Below are 17,228 nucleotides of genomic sequence, written 5' to 3'. Positions count from 1 at the left end.
GACCGAAAAACCCAGAGTGTGCTCCGGATAGACTGAAAAGTGTTACCTATGTTCCCGGTCTGATCTGTCACCTATGTATCCGGTCATACACTGCGCTTACCCGGCCTACGAATGACACGCTTTTGTAGGCCGGGTAAGGCGTAGCCGCCACCCGGCTTTTTTATTACTCCCACTCCTGAAGGAAACGCTGTCCATACTGGTCCGCCACCAGCAGCGCCGCATAGACCTGATCCGGCGTGACGCCGCCAGGCATGTTGTGAATGGTTTCCCCTTCGGCGCAGGACGCCTCCGCAATCAGCCGCATTTTGGCCGGAATATCCTCTTTGATATTCAGCTGCGCCAGCGTGATCGGCAGCCCAACGCTGTGGCAAAGCGCGGCGACGGTCTCAATTTCTTCAACCGGCGCGTTCTCCAGTACCAGTTGCGTCAGCGTGCCGAACGCGACCTTTTCACCATGGTAGAAATGATGCGCATCCGGCACCGCCGTCATGCCGTTGTGAATGGCATGCGCCGCCGCCAGCCCGCCGCTTTCAAAGCCCACGCCGCTCAGATAGGTGTTGGCTTCGATAATACGTTCCAGAGCAGGTGTCACCACGTGCTGTTCCGCCGCCAGCATCGCTTTCTCGCCCTCTTCAACCAGCGTGTTGTAGCACAACTCTGCCAGCGCTAACGCTGCCTGCGTGCACTTGCCGCCCGCCATGGTCGTGGCGCCGCTACGTGAGCAGGCACGCGCTTCAAACCAGGTCGCAAGCGCATCGCCAATCCCGGCGGCCAGCAGGCGTGCAGGTGCGCCCGCCACCACTTTGGTATCAACAATCACCATGTTCGGGTTGTGCGGCAGCATCAGGTAGCGATCGAACTCGCCGCTGTCGGTATAAATCACGGAGAGGGCGCTGCACGGCGCATCGGTGGAGGCAATGGTCGGGGCAATGGCCACCGGCACGTCCATAAAGTGGGCCAGCGCTTTAGCAGTATCCAGCGTTTTACCGCCGCCGATACCCAGCACCGCCAGGCAGTCGGCGCTGTCGGCCAGCTTTTTCAGGCGATCGATTTCATTTTGTGAACATTCGCCACCAAACGGTGCAATTTCGGCATGGAGTCCGGCTTTTTTAAAACTCTGACGCAGGGTTTCTTCAGCAAAACCCAGCACAAATTTATCGCCCACCACCAGCCAGCGGTTCGCCAGCGGCTTCAGGTAGTCGCCGAGGCGAGAAAGAACATCTGCGCCCTGGATGTATTTTCCCGGGGATTGAATAACACGGTCCATAACATTACTCCCTTAGTGTTTGAGGTAAATCCTGCCCTGTTCGAACTGCACTAAGAGTGACTCTACTCCCGGCGTGCCGGACATTTTTTGCGCTACGTCTAAGGGAAACGTGATTGCCTTACCGGAGGTAAAGATTGAGAGGGAAATCAGGGAAGGGGGAAGATCGAGAAGTGCCCGGCAAGCGTAGCGCTGCCGGGCACTGAGCATTAACCGGTGTTGCGCATACCTGCCGCAACGCCTGCTATCGTTACCATCAGCGCCTGTTCAACGCGCGGATCCGGCTCTTTACCTTCCTCCTCCGCCAGACGCGAACGGTGCAGCAGTTCAGCCTGTAAAACGTTCAGCGGGTCGGTGTAGATGTTACGCAGCTGGATAGACTCGGCGATCCACGGCAGGTCTTCCATCAGGTGGGAGTCGTTAGCGATATCCAGCACCACTTTAATATCGCCTTCCAGCAGCTCGCGCAGCTCTTTACCCAGCGCCCACAGCTCTGGTTTCACCAGACGCTGATCGTAGTATTCCGCCAGCCACAGGTCGGCTTTCGAGAAGACCATCTCCAGCATGCCCAGACGGGTAGAGAAGAACGGCCAGTCGCGGCACATGGTTTCCAGTTCGCTCTGCTTTCCGTCTTCCACCACTTTTTGCAGCGCCGCACCGGCACCCAGCCAGGCGGGCAGCATCAGACGGTTTTGCGTCCAGGCGAAGATCCACGGAATGGCGCGCAGGGATTCAACGCCGCCGGTCGGACGACGCTTGGCAGGACGTGAGCCCAGCGGCAGTTTACCCAGCTCCTGCTCAGGCGTGGCTGAACGGAAGTAAGGCACGAAATCTTTGTTTTCACGCACATAGCCGCGGTACAGATCGCAGGAGATGTCTGACAGCTCATCCATGATGCGGCACCAGGACTCTTTTGGCTCCGGCGGTGGCAGCAGGTTGGCTTCCAGGATCGCGCTGGTATAGAGCGACAGGCTGCTGATGGTCACTTCCGGCAGGCCGTACTTGAAGCGGATCATCTCGCCCTGCTCGGTCACGCGCAGGCCGCCTTTCAGGCTTCCTGGTGGTTGAGAGAGCAGCGCTGCGTGTGCAGGTGCACCGCCACGACCAATGGAGCCGCCGCGTCCGTGGAACAGGGTCAGTTCAATACCGGCTTTTTCGCAGGTTTTGATTAGCGCATCCTGCGCCTGATACTGCGCCCAGGAGGCTGCCATCACGCCCGCATCTTTCGCGGAGTCGGAATAGCCAATCATCACCATCTGTTTGCCCTGAATAAAACCGCGATACCAGTCGATGTTCAGCAACTGGGTCATCACGTCGTTAGCGTTGTTCAGGTCGTCGAGGGTCTCAAACAGCGGGGCCACTGGCAGGGCATAGTCAATGCCCGCTTCTTTCAGCAGAAGGTGAACGCCCAGCACGTCGGACGGGGTCTTCGCCATGGAGATCACATAGGCGGCCACCGATCCTTTCGGCGCATCCACGATCGCTTTACAGGTGTTGAGCACTTCGCGGGTGTCGTTGCTTGGCTCCCAGTTGCGCGGCAGCAGCGGGCGCTTGGAGTTCAGCTCGCGGATCAGGAACGCCTGTTTGTCGGCTTCTGACCAGCTTTCATAGTCGCCGATGCCGAGGTAGCGGGTCAGCTCGCCCAGTGCTTCGGTATGACGGGTACTTTCCTGACGAACGTCGATACGCACCAGCGGCACGCCGAAACACTTCACGCGGCGCAGGGTGTCGAGCAGTTCGCCGTTGGCAATGATGCCCATCCCACAGGCCTGGAGCGATTTATAGCAGGCGTACAGCGGCTCCCAGAGCTGTTCGTTCTGGCTCAGCAGACCTTCCGGCTTCGGCAGGCGCTGGCCTTTCAGGCGCGCTTCCAGCCAGGCCTGAGTGGCCATCAGCTGACCGCGCAGTTTTTTCATCAGGAAACGGTACGGCTCGCTGGCGCCTTCTTCACCGGCCAGCGCGCGCAGTTCCGGCGTGGCTTCCACCATCGACAGCTCGGAGATCAGCACCTGAATATCTTTCAGGAACAGGTCGGTCGCTTTCCAGCGGCTCAGCAGCAGGACGTGGCGGGTGATTTCCGCCGTCACGTTCGGGTTGCCGTCGCGGTCGCCGCCCATCCAGGAGGTAAAGCGCACCGGAACAAAATCAACCGGCAGGCGGTAGCCCAGGTTCTCTTCCAGCTGTTCGTTCAGCTCGCGCAGGTAGTTGGGGACCCCTTCCCACAGGCTGTTTTCCACCACCGCAAAGCCCCATTTGGCTTCGTCGACCGGGCTTGGGCGATGCTTACGAATTTCATCCGTGTGCCAGGACTGGGCAATCAGCTGGCGCAGACGGCGCATAAGCTGGTTACGTTCGTAGTCGGCAATGTCTTTGTTATCCAGTTGCTTCAGACAGTTGTTCACTTCCACCATTTTGTGGATCAGCGTACGACGGGTGATTTCGGTTGGGTGTGCGGTCAGCACCAGCTCCAGCGAAAGGGATTCCACCGCTTTTTTGATGGTCGCTTCGTTGAGGTCGGGCTGGTCTTTGAGTTTACGAAGGGTGCGGGCAATGACTTCCGGGTTGCTGGCCGCTTCGCCTTTTGGCGAAATGCTGTGGTATTGCTCAGCGGTGTTTGCCAGGTTCAGAAACTGGCTGAAGGCGCGGGCAACGGGCAGCAGCTCATCGTTGGAGAGGTTCTGCAAGGTGGTGAGCAGCTCCTGACGATTGGCCTCGTTACCGGCGCGGGAAGATTTGGACAGCTTGCGGATGGTTTCAACGCGGTCGAGGATGTTCTCCCCCAGTGCGTCTTTGATGGTATCTCCAAGCACTTTGCCGAGCATACTGACATTACTACGCAACGCGGAATATTGTTCGTTCATAAAAACCCAGTCACCCCATCATTTTTGTTTATGCCCATGCGAAAATCTTCTGGACATTATTTTGTCATCTCCCTTTATAAAGCCACGTAAAACCCCCGTCGTCAATTGCTGCGAAAACGGTTCAGCAAACGAATAAATGTGGGCAATTTACGAAATTTAATTCGTATTGCGTCAGATAAGAGATGCTTATGGGAATGTGACGGAGATCATGCGATTTGTTGCCCTCACCCTAACCCTCTCCCACGGGGAGAGGGGACTGTTCGGTGCGTTTTTAATGCCAGCAGAAGTGATGCACAACCTGGGTAATGAGTTCGCGGGTGGGCTTGATGAAGCGGGTTTCGAGATATTCGTCCGGCTGGTGGGCCTGGTTGATGGAGCCAGGGCCCAGAACCAGCGTCGGGCACAGCGTCTGAATAAACGGCGCTTCGGTGCAGTAGTTCACCACGTCGGTTTTCTCGCCGAGCAGTTTTTCCACTACCTGAACCAGCTGGTGGTCAGGCGGACATTCGTAGCCTGGAATCGGCGGATGCAGTTCGGAGACCGTCAGACGTCCCGGCCAGCGCTCGCTGACCGGTGCCAGCGCTTCGTTCAGTAAGCCATCCAGATCGCTTAGCGTCATGCCCGGCAGAGGACGGATATCCATATGCAGTTCGCAGCAGGCGCAGATACGGTTTGACGCATCACCACCGTGCAGGCTGCCGAGGTTAAGCGTTGGGTAAGGCACGGTGAACGCCTCGTAGTGATAGCGCTCTTTCAGATCGTCGCGCAGGGTCATGATGCGGCCAATCGCGTCATGCATCAGCTCAATGGCGTTCACGCCGCGCGCCGGATCGCTGGAGTGGCCGGACTGTCCGAGCACGCGCACCGCGGTAGAAATATGGCCTTTGTGCGCCCGAATCGGTTGCAGAGAGGTCGGTTCGCCGATGATCGCGCAGTCAGGACGAATCGATGTGTTTTCAGAGAAATAACGTGCGCCCGCCATGCTGGTCTCTTCATCGGCGGTCGCCAGAATGTAGAGCGGCTTTTTCAGGGTTGTCACGTCCACGTCACGCAGCGCGTCGAGGATAAAGGCGAAAAAGCCTTTCATGTCGGCGGTGCCCAGACCGTAGAGCTTGTTGTCGTGCTCGGTCAGCGTGAACGGATCGCGCGTCCAGCGGCCATCATCAAACGGCACGGTGTCGGTGTGGCCAGCCAGCAGCAGGCCGCCCGCACCGGTTCCGGTACTGGCGAGCAGGTTAAATTTATGGCGTGTTCCGGGGACGGGCTGAACCTCAACGTTAAACCCAAGATCGCTAAACCAACCCGCCAGCAGATTGATTAAAGACTCATTGCTCTGATCCAGGGCTTCTTCCGTCGCACTGATGGACGGTGTGGCAATCAGGGCGCGGTAGATCTCGATAAATGGCGGTAAGTTCATTTTCATTGTTGACACACCTTAGGTCGTGATAGTATCAATATTCATGCAATAAATGTGAATAAAAATACATTAACGTTGAGCATAAAGGAACCCGATGTTGAATACGCTGATTGTAGGCGCTAGCGGTTATGCGGGCGCAGAGCTTGTAAGCTACGTAAATCGCCACCCTCATATGACCATAACCGCTTTGACCGTGTCAGCGCAAAGCAATGATGCCGGAAAGTTAATTTCCGATTTGCATCCGCAGCTTAAGGGCATTGTCGATCTGCCGTTGCAGCCCATGTCTGACATCAGCGAGTTCACCGACGGCGTTGACGTGGTGTTTTTAGCCACGGCGCATGAAGTCAGCCACGATCTGGCGCCGCAATTTTTAGCGGCCGGCTGCGTGGTCTTTGATCTCTCCGGCGCGTTTCGCGTTAACGACAGCGCGTTCTACGAAAAATATTACGGTTTCACCCATCAGCACCCGGATCTGCTCGAAAAAGCGGTGTATGGCCTGGCGGAGTGGAGCGCAGATAAACTGAAAGAAGCGAACCTGATTGCCGTGCCGGGCTGTTACCCGACGGCGGCGCAGCTTTCTCTGAAGCCGTTGATCGACGCCGGTCTGCTGGATCTGAACCAGTGGCCGGTGATCAACGCCACCAGTGGCGTGAGCGGAGCCGGGCGCAAAGCGGCGATCTCCAACAGCTTCTGCGAAGTGAGCCTTCAGCCGTATGGCGTGTTTAATCACCGCCATCACCCTGAAATCACCACCCATCTGGGCGCGGACGTGATTTTCACCCCGCACCTCGGCAGCTTCCCGCGTGGGATCCTCGAAACCATTACCTGCCGCCTGAAGCCGGGTGTGACCAAAGAACAGGTGAGCGAGGTCTTCACGCAGGCGTATGCGGATAAACCGCTGGTGCGCCTGTATGAAAAAGGCGTGCCGGCGTTGAAAAACGTGGTTGGCCTTCCGTTCTGCGACATCGGCTTTGCCGTGCAGGGCGAGCATCTGATTGTGGTCGCCGCAGAAGATAACTTACTCAAAGGTGCTGCCGCACAGGCAATGCAGTGTGCAAATATTCGTTTCGGCTTCCCTGAAACGCAGGCTCTTATTTAAGGTGTGATGATGAATCCATTAATTATCAAACTCGGTGGTGTACTGCTGGACAGCGAAGAAGCGCTGGAGCGCCTGTTTACCGCACTGGTGAACTATCGTGAATCACACCAACGTCCGCTGGTGATTGTGCACGGCGGCGGCTGCGTGGTGGATGAGCTGATGAAAGGGCTCAACCTGCCGGTGAAAAAGAAAAATGGCCTGCGCGTGACGCCTGCGGACCAGATTGACATCATTACCGGCGCGCTGGCGGGCACGGCGAACAAAACGCTGCTGGCATGGGCGAAGAAACACCATATTGCGTCCGTTGGCCTCTACCTGGGCGATGGCGATAGCGTAAAAGTGACCCAGCTCGACGAAGAGCTTGGCCATGTTGGACTGGCGCAGCCTGGTTCGCCTAAGCTGATTAACACCCTGCTGGAAGGCGGTTTCCTGCCGGTGGTGAGCTCAATCGGCGTGACCGAAGAGGGCGAGCTGATGAACGTCAATGCGGACCAGGCGGCAACCGCGCTGGCGGCCACGCTGGGCGCAGATCTGATCCTGCTCTCCGACGTGAGCGGCATACTAGACGGCAAAGGCCAGCGTATTGCGGAAATGACCGCCGCAAAAGCCGAGCAGCTGATCGATCAGGGCATTATCACCGACGGCATGATCGTTAAAGTGAACGCCGCGCTGGATGCGGCACGCACGCTGGGTCGCCCGGTGGATATCGCCTCCTGGCGTCACGCGGAGCAACTCCCGGCGCTGTTTAACGGTACGCCGATTGGTACGCGTATTCTGGCTTAAGTTTCTGTGCCGGATGGCGCTTCGCTTATCCGGCCTACGTGAATTTTGTAGGCCCGGTAAGCGCAGCGCCACCGGGCAAAAATATCATCATTAAGGAAATTCGTTATGGCACTTTGGGGTGGGCGTTTTACACAGGCAGCGGATCAGCGGTTCAAACAGTTCAACGACTCTTTGCGCTTCGACTACCGCCTGGCCGAACAGGATATTGTCGGCTCTGTGGCCTGGTCCAAAGCGCTGGTGACCGTTGGCGTGCTGACCGCAGACGAACAGCAGCAGCTGGAAGAGGCGCTGAACAACCTGCTGGAAGAGGTGCGTCTGGATCCGGAGCAAATCCTCCAGAGCGATGCCGAAGATATTCACAGCTGGGTGGAAGGCAAACTGATCGACAAAGTCGGCCAGTTGGGTAAAAAGCTCCATACCGGGCGTAGCCGTAATGACCAGGTGGCGACCGACCTGAAGCTGTGGTGTAAGGAGACCGTCGGCGAACTGCTGGCGGCGAATCGTCAGTTGCAGAGCGCGCTGGTGGACACCGCGCAGAACAATCAGGATGCGGTGATGCCGGGTTATACCCACCTGCAACGCGCGCAGCCGGTGACGTTCGCGCACTGGTGTCTGGCCTACGTTGAGATGCTGGCGCGTGATGAGAGCCGTTTACAGGATACCTTAAAGCGTCTGGACGTCAGCCCGCTGGGCAGCGGCGCGCTGGCCGGTACGGCGTATGAAATCGACCGTGAGCAGCTGGCAGGCTGGCTGGGCTTTGCCTCCGCCACCCGCAACAGCCTGGACAGCGTCTCTGACCGTGACCACGTGCTGGAGCTGCTCTCAAATGCCTCTATCGGGATGGTGCACCTGTCGCGCTTTGCCGAAGACCTGATCTTCTTTAACTCTGGCGAAGCCGGGTTTGTAGAGCTGTCCGACCGTGTGACGTCCGGCTCCTCCCTGATGCCGCAGAAGAAAAACCCGGATGCGCTGGAGCTGATCCGCGGTAAGTGTGGCCGCGTGCAGGGCGCGCTGACCGGTATGATGATGACCCTGAAAGGGCTGCCGCTGGCGTACAACAAAGACATGCAGGAAGACAAAGAGGGGCTGTTCGACGCGCTCGACACCTGGCTGGACTGTCTGCATATGGGCGCGCTGGTGCTGGACGGCATTCAGGTGAAACGTCCGCGCTGCCAGGAAGCGGCGCAGCAGGGGTATGCTAACTCTACCGAGCTGGCGGACTACCTGGTGGCGAAAGGCGTACCGTTCCGCGAGGCGCACCATATTGTGGGTGAAGCGGTGGTGGAAGCGATTCGTCAGGGTAAAGCCCTTGAAGAGCTGGCGCTTGCCGACCTGCAAAAATTCAGCGCGGTTATCGGGGAGGATGTCTACCCGATTCTGGCCCTGCAATCCTGCCTGGATAAGCGTGCAGCGAAAGGCGGCGTGTCGCCGAAGCAGGTAGCGCAGGCGATTGCGGATGCGAAAAACCGGTTGGTTTGAATAGTGCGGGCTGGTGCCCTCACCCCGGCCCTCTCCCACGGGGAGAGGGAGAAAAACGGAGCCTGGCTTAGCGCTGGGCTTTTTTTTACGCAAAAAAAAGCGGACCACGGGGTCCGCAAAAGTTCACGTTGGCTTTAGTTTTTCGAGTTTTGAGAGAAACCCGCTGACGGTGCGGGGACGTCAAGGGTCAAACACGTGCCGCCTCGTCTATGTGATGTATTATTCAACAGAATGCTTGATAGGGATAATCGTTCGTTGCTATGCTATCTATCGCCATGAACTATCGTGGCGACGGAGGATGAATAATGAATATTCGTGATCTTGAATACCTGGTAGCGTTAGCTGAGCATCGCCATTTTCGCCGCGCGGCAGACTCCTGTCACGTCAGCCAGCCAACGCTGAGCGGTCAGATCCGCAAGCTGGAAGATGAGCTGGGCGTGATGCTGCTGGAGCGCACCAGTCGTAAGGTACTGTTCACGCAGGCAGGTCTGCTGCTGGTGGATCAGGCGCGCACCGTACTGCGCGAGGTCAAAGTGCTCAAGGAAATGGCAAGCCAGCAGGGGGAAGCGATGTCCGGCCCGCTGCATATTGGCCTGATCCCAACCGTTGGCCCGTACCTGTTGCCGCAAATCATTCCGATGCTGCACCAGACGTTCCCGAAACTCGAAATGTACCTGCATGAAGCGCAAACCCATCAGCTGCTGGCGCAGTTAGACAGCGGCAAGCTCGACTGCGCGATCCTGGCGCTGGTTAAAGAGAGTGAAGCGTTTATTGAAGTACCGCTGTTCGATGAGCCGATGATGCTGGCGATCTATGAAGATCACCCGTGGGCGAACCGCGATCGCGTGCCGATGGCCGATCTGGCCGGTGAAAAACTGCTGATGCTGGAAGACGGCCACTGTCTGCGCGATCAGGCGATGGGCTTCTGCTTCGAAGCGGGTGCCGATGAAGATACCCATTTCCGCGCAACCAGCCTGGAAACGCTGCGTAATATGGTGGCGGCGGGAAGCGGTATTACGCTGCTGCCTGCGCTGGCGGTGCCGCACGAGCGTAAACGTGATGGCGTGGTCTATCTGCCGTGTATTAAGCCGGAGCCGCGTCGCACCATTGGTCTGGTTTATCGTCCGGGATCACCGCTACGCAGCCGCTATGAGCAGCTGGCAGAGGCCATCCGGGGTGCGATGGATGGCCATTTCGACAGCGCGTTAAAACAGGCGGTTTAAGCCGTTCAGCGCAGCTACCCGATAGGCTTCCGCCATGGTCGGGTAGTTAAAGGTGGTGTTAACGAAGTACTCAATGGTGTTGCCACCACCTTTTTGCTCCATGATCGCCTGGCCGATATGAATGATTTCCGCCGCGCGCTCACCGAAGCAGTGAATACCGAGGATCTCTTTCGTCTCGCGATGGAACAGGAGCTTCAGCGTACCCACGCTCATCCCCACGATTTGCGCCCGCGCCAGATGTTTAAACTGGGCACGACCCACCTCGTAAGGCACCTTCATGGCCGTCAGCTGCTGCTCGGTTTTGCCGACAGAGCTGATTTCTGGAATGGTGTAGATGCCCGTCGGGATATCTTCAATCAGATGCGCCGTCGCTTCACCTTTCACCAGCGCCTGTGCGGCGATGCGGCCCTGATCGTACGCGGCGGAGGCCAGGCTTGGGTAACCAATCACGTCACCGACCGCGTAAACGTGCGGCAGCGCAGTCTGGTACATGCTGTTGACCTTGAGCTGACCGCGGCTGTCGGTTTCAAGCCCGATATTCTCCAGCTGCAATGAATCCGTGTTGCCGGTACGGCCGTTGGCGTACAGCAGGCAGTCTGCCTTCAGCTTCTTACCGGATTTCAGGTGCATGATCACACCGTCGTCGCAGCCTTCGATTTTCTCGTACTCTTCGTTGTGGCGAATCACCACGCCGCTGTTCCAGAAGTGGTAGGAGAGGGAATCTGACATCTCCTGATCGAGGAACGCCAGCAGCCGGTCGCGGGTGTTGATCAGATCAACTTTGACCTCCATTCCCCGGAAGATCGACGCATATTCACAGCCAATCACCCCCGCACCGTAGATGATCACATGGCGTGGCTCGTGGTGCAGGCTGAGGATGGAGTCGCTGTCGTAAATGCGCGGGTGCGAGAAATCCACGTCTGCCGGATGGTAAGGACGGGAACCGCAGGCGATCACAAATTTTTCAGCGGTGAGCGTCTCAACCGAACCGTCGTGGCACTCCAGCGCCAGGGTGTGTTCATCCACAAAATGCGCGTTCCCTTGCAGAATTTCACAGTGGTTGCGCTCATAGAAACCCTGACGCATGCGCGTCTGCTGGTTAATGACCGTGTCTGCGTGATTCAGGATATCGGCAAAGGAGGAGCGAAGAAGTCGGGAGTGGTCGCTGTAAAGAGGGTTCTGGTTAAATTCGATAATGCGGCTAACGGCGTGGCGGAGGGCTTTCGAAGGGATGGTGCCCCAGTGGGTGCAACCGCCGCCGACATTATGGTAGCGCTCAATAACCGCTACTCTGGCTCCCTGTTTTACCAGACCCATAGCAGCACCTTCGCCGCCGGGGCCGGAACCAATAACTATTGCGTCGTAATCGTAGGAATGTGGCATGGCAAGGCTTACCTGTTCTTATACATAAAAGCAACAGAATCATAACATCATTGCCAGGGTAACCCAATTATCGTTGTGCTTTTTTCGGGCAGTGGAGCACAAACCGCCCGTAAACAATCATTCACAAAGCCAGGTAAACAGATTAATTTTATTCTCTGGTATAGTGCCAACGGGCCTTTGGAAGGATTCAACTATCGTGATGGGCGTAAGAGCACAACAAAAAGAGAAAACCCGGCGTTCGCTGGTGGAAGCCGCATTCAGTCAACTGAGTGCTGAGCGGAGTTTTGCCAGTTTGAGCCTGCGTGAAGTGGCGCGCGAGGCCGGGATTGCGCCAACGTCCTTCTATCGTCATTTCCGTGATGTGGATGAACTGGGCCTGACCATGGTCGACGAGAGCGGTTTAATGCTGCGCCAGCTTATGCGTCAGGCGCGTCAGCGTATCGCCAAGGGCGGCAGCGTGATCCGCACCTCTGTGTCGACATTTATGGAATTTATCGGCAATAACCCTAACGCGTTTCGCCTGCTGTTGCGTGAACGTTCCGGGACGTCAGCCGCGTTTCGTGCCGCCGTCGCGCGTGAAATTCAGCATTTCATCGCGGAACTTGCCGACTATCTTGAACTCGAAAACCATATGCCGCGTGCGTTTACTGAAGCACAGGCCGAGGCGATGGTGACGATTGTTTTCAGCGCGGGTGCCGAAGCGCTGGATGTCAGCATTGAACAACGTAAGCAACTCGAAGAGCGACTGGTATTGCAGCTGCGGATGATTTCTAAAGGTGCGTACTACTGGTATCGCCGTGAACAAGAGAAGTTGGCACATCAAAACGATGAGTGAAGGTGAGTAATGAAACAGTCAGGTCAGGATAAAGGAACGCTGTTGCTGGCATTGATCGCTGGCTTATCCATTAATGGTACGTTTGCGGCGATTTTCAGCTCAATTGTACCGTTCTCGATTTTCCCGATTATCGCGCTGGTGCTGACGGTGTACTGCCTGCATCAACGTTATCTGAACCGCACCATGCCTGTCGGATTACCGGGGCTGGCCGCAGCCTGCTTTATTCTGGGTGTACTGTTGTACAGCACCGTGGTGCGCGCAGAGTATCCGGATATTGGCTCTAACTTCCTGCCTGCGGTGCTGTCTGTGGCGCTGGTGTTCTGGATTGGCTCGCGTATGCGTAGCCGCAAGAGCCAGTTGCCGGAGTAATGAATTATTTGTAGGGCAGGTAAGCGAAGCGCCACCTGCCAAAAAATGCCGGATGGCGCTACGCTTATCCGGCCTACAGATCACCGTGCGGTAAGTAATACGCCGCACTCCATATGGTGTGTATACGGGAACTGATCGAACAGCGCCAGACGTTCAACCTTGTGCGTCTGGCTTAATGTTTCCAGATTCTTGCACAGCGTCTCCGGGTTACAGGAGATGTACAAAATACGCGGGTACGCCTGCACCATCTTCTCGGTTTCGCTGTCCAGGCCACTGCGCGGCGGATCGACAAAAATTGTCTCACACTGGTAGCTCTTCAAATCAATTCCTTGCAGGCGGTTAAACTCGCGTACGCCGTTCATCGCCTGGGTAAACTCTTCTGCCGCCATACGAATAATTTGTACGTTATCAATATGGTTAGCGGCGATGTTGTACTGCGCGGCTGCCACCGACGGTTTGGCGATTTCCGTCGCCAGCACGCGTTCGAAGTTACGCGCCAGCGCCAGCGAGAAGTTGCCGTTACCGCAGTAGAGCTCCAGCAGATCGCCCGTCGACCCTTCCGTCGCGTTCAGCGCCCACTCCAGCATCTGCACGTTCATGGCGGCATTCGGCTGGGTGAAGCTGTTCTCCACCTGACGGTAAACCATCTCTTTTCCTGCCACCGGCAGACGCTCGTCGATGTAATCCTGGTCCAGCATGATTTTGGTTTTGGTCGCGCGGCCAATCAGGTGCACGTTGATGTTCTGCGCGCGCAGCGCATCGCGCAGGGCTTCTGCCTGCTCGCGCCACTCGTCGGTCAGCGCTTTGTGATAGAGCAGAGAAACAATGGCCTGATTGCTTTGGGTGGTCAGGTAGTCAATCTGGAACAGCTTGTTGCGCAGTACCGGATTGTTGCGCACGCCTTCAATCATTAGCGTCATCAACTGGTTGATGAGCTCACTCGCCGCCGGGAAACTGTCTACGCGAATGCGGGATTTCGTCTGCTGATCGAAAATGATGTGGTACAGATCATCGCCATCGTGCCAGATGCGGAACTCAGCGCGCATACGGTAGTGGCTGACCGGAGAACGAAACACCTCGGGAACGGGCGCGTTGAAAGGCGTCATCATACTTTGCAGGCGGACAACTTTTTCTGCCAGCTGTGCGTCGTACTGTTCTGTCGGGAGGTGTTCGGGGGTCATGATGCGTCCTGAATGATAAAGAATTACGCGGGGATTGTAGGGATTGTGCAGTGGATGTCCAGATTTAATGGCTAATAGCTATCTGGACATCTATACGTGTCTAATTGTAGCATTCTGTTTCCGGTCTCCTGAGAGTGAAAAGGGAATCCAGTGCAAATCTGGAGCTGACGCGCAGCGGTAAAGACTGGCGGGATGAAAGTTGTAGACACTGTGAAAATGGGAAGTCTTCATCCGTATAACGCCACCCAGCCCGAAGACCTGCCGGGATCACGTCGCATTTGGTTTCATCATCGCGTGCTATCGATGAGGCCTGCGGCATCCTTCTTATATTGTGGATGCTTTAACAATGATTAAAAAAGTATCGCTGTTGACGGCGTTTTCCGTCACGGCATTTTCGGGCTGGGCGCAGGAAAGCGCCGACTCGTTGGTGGTGACAGCAAACCGTTTCGAACAACCTGAAAAATCTGTTCTGGCTGCGACTTCTGTCGTGACGCGGGCCGATATCGACCGCTGGCAATCCACCACGGTTCTGGATGTCATGCGTCGCCTGCCCGGCGTAGATACCGCGCAAAATGGCGGGATGGGGCAGCTCTCTTCTCTCTTTATACGCGGTACGAACTCCAGCCATGTCCTGATTCTCGTCGATGGGATACGCCTTAACCAGGCGGGCGTCACGGGGTCGTCCGATCTCAGCCAGTTTCCGATCTCCCTGGTGCAGCGCATCGAATACATTCGTGGACCGCGTTCGGCGGTGTACGGCTCGGATGCGATTGGTGGCGTAGTCAACATTATCACTACGCGTGCGAAGGATGGCACAACGCTGAATGCTGGCGTTGGGACACACGGCTTCCAGAATTATGGTGGCAGCACCCAGCAAACGTTGGGTGACAGTACGCGCGTGACGCTGGCAGCGGATTACACCTACACAAAAGGTTTTGACGTCGTTGCTGACGGTAATAACGGCGGCCTTGCCCAGACCGATCGCGACGGCTTTATGAATAAAACGCTCTATGGCGCACTGGAGCATGCTTTCTCTGAGCAGTGGAGTGGTTTCGTTCGCGGCTATGGTTACAGCAACCGTACCGCCTATGACGGCTATTACAGTTCATTTACCCCTGATGTACTGGTCGATACCCGCCAGCTCTATAGCCAGACCTGGGATGCCGGATTGCGGTTTAACCGGGATATTTTCCATTCACAGTTGCTCTCCAGCTACAGTCACAGCAAAGACTACAATTACGATCCGCACCTTGGACGCTATGACTCCACGGCTACCCTGGATGAAATCAAACAGTACAATGTTCAGTGGACCAACTCTGTTGACGTGGGGCATGGCAATATCGGCGCGGGCGTTGACTGGCAGAAACAGAGCACCGAGCCGGGTACCAACTATGTCACCAACGCCTATGACCTGCATAACACCGGCGTCTACCTGACCGGGTTGCAGCAGTTTGGCGATTTCACTCTGGAGGCGGCGGCCCGCAGCGATGACAACTCTCAGTTTGGTCGCCATGGTACCTGGCAAAGTAGCGCAGCCTGGGAGTTCGTTGACGGTTACCGCTTCATAGCCTCTTATGGCACGGCCTATAAAGCGCCGAATCTGGGTCAGCTCTATGGTTTCTACGGCAATACCCATCTTGATCCTGAAGAGAGCAAGCAGTGGGAAGGGGCGTTTGAAGGCCTGACGGCAGGCGTGAGCTGGCGCGTATCCGGCTATCGTAATGACGTTGATAATCTCATCGACTTCAACAATAACCTTCAGCAATATTACAACGTCGGCAAAGCACGCATTAAAGGTGTAGAAGCGACAGCGTCGTTTGATACGGGTCCGTTGACGCATACTGTGGGCTACGACTATGTGGATGCCCGCAATGCGGCAACCAACCAACTTCTGGACCGTCGTGCTAAACAGCAGGTGAAGTATCAGCTCGATACGCAGATCGATGATTTCGACTGGAGCCTGACGTATCACTATCTCGGCACGCGCTACGACACCGACTTTGGAACCTATCCGTCAGAGAAAGTCAAAATGGGCGGCGTCAGCCTGTGGGACGTCGCGGTTTCATATCCTGTCACCTCTCATCTCACAGTTCGTGGTAAAATAGCCAACCTGTTCGATAAAGATTACGAGACAGTTTATGGCTACCAAACTGCAGGACGGGAATACACCTTGTCTGGCAGCTACACCTTCTGATCCGCGTCCCACCGTGCTGGTGTTTGATTCCGGCGTCGGTGGGCTTTCGGTCTATGATGAGATTCGGCAGCTCCTGCCGGATCTCCATTACATCTACGCCTTCGATAACGTCGCGTTCCCGTATGGGGAAAAGAGTGAAGACTTTATTGTTGAGCGTGTGGTTGAAATCGTCACCGCGGTACAAAAGCGTTATCCCCTGGCGCTGGCGGTCATTGCCTGTAATACGGCAAGCACGGTCTCTCTTCCTGCCCTGCGCGAAAAATTCCCGTTCCCGGTTGTGGGCGTTGTTCCGGCAATCAAACCTGCGGCGCGTCTGACGGCGAACGGCATTGTGGGGTTGCTGGCTACGCGCGGTACGGTAAAACGTCCTTATACGCGTGAGCTTATTGAGCGCTTTGCCAATGAATGCCAGATCGCCATGCTCGGCTCCGCGGAGCTGGTGGAAATGGCGGAAGCGAAACTGCACGGCGAGACGGTATCGCTTGAAGAGCTGCGTCGTATTCTGCGTCCATGGCTGCGGATGCAGGAACCGCCGGATACGGTTGTTCTTGGCTGCACCCATTTCCCGCTATTACAGGAAGAGCTGTTAAAGGTTCTGCCTGAAGGGACCCGGCTGGTGGATTCCGGTGCTGCAATTGCGCGTCGGACGGCCTGGTTGCTGGAACACGAGGCGCCGGATGCGAAATCCGCGGATGCGAACATCGCTTTTTGTATGGCGATAACAAAAGAAACCGAACAACTTTTGCCCGTTTTACATCGTTATGGCTTCGAAACGCTCGAAAAACTGGCGCTGTAGCACGGTTTTGAGCAAAAAAGAGACGGTTGAACGTTTTTTTTCAAAGAGGGGTTGTCAACGTCTGAGAACTCCCTATAATGCGCCTCCACTGACACGGAACAACGGCTTACAAGCCGCCGGGACAGCGGGGTTCAGAGATGAACGCCAACAGAGAAAAGTGAAAATAATTGCTTGACTCTGAATGAGGAAAACGTAATATACGGGACCTCGCAACGATGAGCTGAAAGCCGCGTTGCAACTGCTCTTTAACAATTTATCAGACAATCTGTGTGGGCACTCAAAGTGACATGGATTCTTAATGTCTTCGGACAATAAATGAATACCAAGTCTCAACGAGTGAACAC

Annotated in this window: 13 protein-coding genes and 1 riboswitch; of the genes, 8 read left to right on the top strand and 5 right to left on the bottom strand. The window is 56.2% G+C overall.

The annotated features are described in order from the left end of the window. Nucleotides 1-163: 163 nt before the first annotated feature. The 3 genes from gldA to argE form a co-directional block, all read right to left on the bottom strand. Complete coding sequence (gldA, locus tag ACOTW6_RS21565; RefSeq protein WP_062933866.1) at nt 164-1,267, bottom strand: bifunctional L-1,2-propanediol dehydrogenase/glycerol dehydrogenase; 1,104 nt, start codon at nt 1,265-1,267, stop codon at nt 164-166. A 206-nt stretch (nt 1,268-1,473) separates the two neighbouring features. Then, complete coding sequence (gene ppc, locus ACOTW6_RS21560; protein WP_017383108.1) at nt 1,474-4,125, bottom strand: phosphoenolpyruvate carboxylase; 2,652 nt, start codon at nt 4,123-4,125, stop codon at nt 1,474-1,476. A gap of 271 nt (nt 4,126-4,396) precedes the next feature. Continuing rightward, nucleotides 4,397-5,548 carry an acetylornithine deacetylase gene (gene argE, locus ACOTW6_RS21555; protein WP_023295619.1) on the bottom strand — a complete coding sequence of 384 codons (1,152 nt, stop codon included), beginning with the start codon at nt 5,546-5,548 and terminating at the stop codon, nt 4,397-4,399. An 88-nt stretch (nt 5,549-5,636) separates the two neighbouring features. Here argE and argC point away from each other — a divergent pair, with 88 nt between their 5' ends. From argC to oxyR, 4 genes are all read left to right on the top strand, one after another. After that, nucleotides 5,637-6,641 carry an N-acetyl-gamma-glutamyl-phosphate reductase gene (argC, locus tag ACOTW6_RS21550; RefSeq protein WP_062933868.1) on the top strand — a complete coding sequence of 335 codons (1,005 nt, stop codon included), beginning with the start codon at nt 5,637-5,639 and terminating at the stop codon, nt 6,639-6,641. Nucleotides 6,642-6,647: 6 nt separating this feature from the next. Next, nucleotides 6,648-7,424 (top strand): acetylglutamate kinase, encoded by a 777-nt coding sequence (argB, locus tag ACOTW6_RS21545; protein ID WP_006808651.1) that lies wholly within the window; start codon nt 6,648-6,650, stop codon nt 7,422-7,424. A gap of 105 nt (nt 7,425-7,529) precedes the next feature. Next, on the top strand, nt 7,530-8,903 hold the full coding sequence (argH, locus tag ACOTW6_RS21540) for an argininosuccinate lyase (RefSeq protein WP_047051680.1): 1,374 nt from the start codon (nt 7,530-7,532) through the stop codon (nt 8,901-8,903). A gap of 305 nt (nt 8,904-9,208) precedes the next feature. Further along, nucleotides 9,209-10,126: a DNA-binding transcriptional regulator OxyR gene (oxyR, locus tag ACOTW6_RS21535; RefSeq protein ID WP_003862055.1), complete on the top strand. Its 918-nt coding sequence runs from the start codon at nt 9,209-9,211 to the stop codon at nt 10,124-10,126. Here the strand turns inward: oxyR and sthA are convergent. Then, nucleotides 10,109-11,509, bottom strand: coding sequence for a Si-specific NAD(P)(+) transhydrogenase (sthA, locus tag ACOTW6_RS21530; protein WP_121479413.1), 1,401 nt, complete (start codon nt 11,507-11,509; stop codon nt 10,109-10,111). The genes oxyR and sthA overlap by 18 nt on opposite strands. Before the next feature lie 196 nt (nt 11,510-11,705). Between sthA and fabR the strand changes: the two genes are divergently transcribed. After that, on the top strand, nt 11,706-12,344 hold the full coding sequence (gene fabR / locus ACOTW6_RS21525) for an HTH-type transcriptional repressor FabR (protein WP_003862059.1): 639 nt from the start codon (nt 11,706-11,708) through the stop codon (nt 12,342-12,344). Nucleotides 12,345-12,353: 9 nt separating this feature from the next. Beyond that, entirely contained in the window at nt 12,354-12,713 is a 360-nt protein-coding gene (locus ACOTW6_RS21520) for a YijD family membrane protein (RefSeq protein ID WP_015569961.1), read from the top strand. Nucleotides 12,714-12,793: 80 nt separating this feature from the next. On the opposite strand, the gene trmA is transcribed toward ACOTW6_RS21520, so the two are convergent. Further along, on the bottom strand, nt 12,794-13,894 hold the full coding sequence (gene trmA, locus ACOTW6_RS21515) for a tRNA (uridine(54)-C5)-methyltransferase TrmA (RefSeq protein WP_047051682.1): 1,101 nt from the start codon (nt 13,892-13,894) through the stop codon (nt 12,794-12,796). Nucleotides 13,895-13,998: 104 nt separating this feature from the next. Further along, nucleotides 13,999-14,174, top strand: a riboswitch (cobalamin riboswitch). 66 nt (nt 14,175-14,240) lie between these two features. Here trmA and btuB point away from each other — a divergent pair. Both btuB and murI read left to right on the top strand, forming a co-directional pair. After that, entirely contained in the window at nt 14,241-16,088 is a 1,848-nt protein-coding gene (gene btuB / locus ACOTW6_RS21510) for a TonB-dependent vitamin B12 receptor BtuB (protein ID WP_062933869.1), read from the top strand. Further along, complete coding sequence (gene murI / locus ACOTW6_RS21505) at nt 16,033-16,884, top strand: glutamate racemase (RefSeq protein WP_062933870.1); 852 nt, start codon at nt 16,033-16,035, stop codon at nt 16,882-16,884. Before btuB ends, murI begins: the two co-directional genes overlap by 56 nt. The last annotated feature ends 344 nt before the right edge of the window (nt 16,885-17,228 follow it).

This window comes from Enterobacter cloacae complex sp. IR5403 (assembly GCF_049238705.1).
GTDB lineage: Bacteria > Pseudomonadota > Gammaproteobacteria > Enterobacterales > Enterobacteriaceae > Enterobacter > Enterobacter hormaechei_C.
The sequence above is the reverse complement of the archived record's forward strand: the minus strand, read 5'-3'. Positions and strand labels throughout refer to the sequence as shown.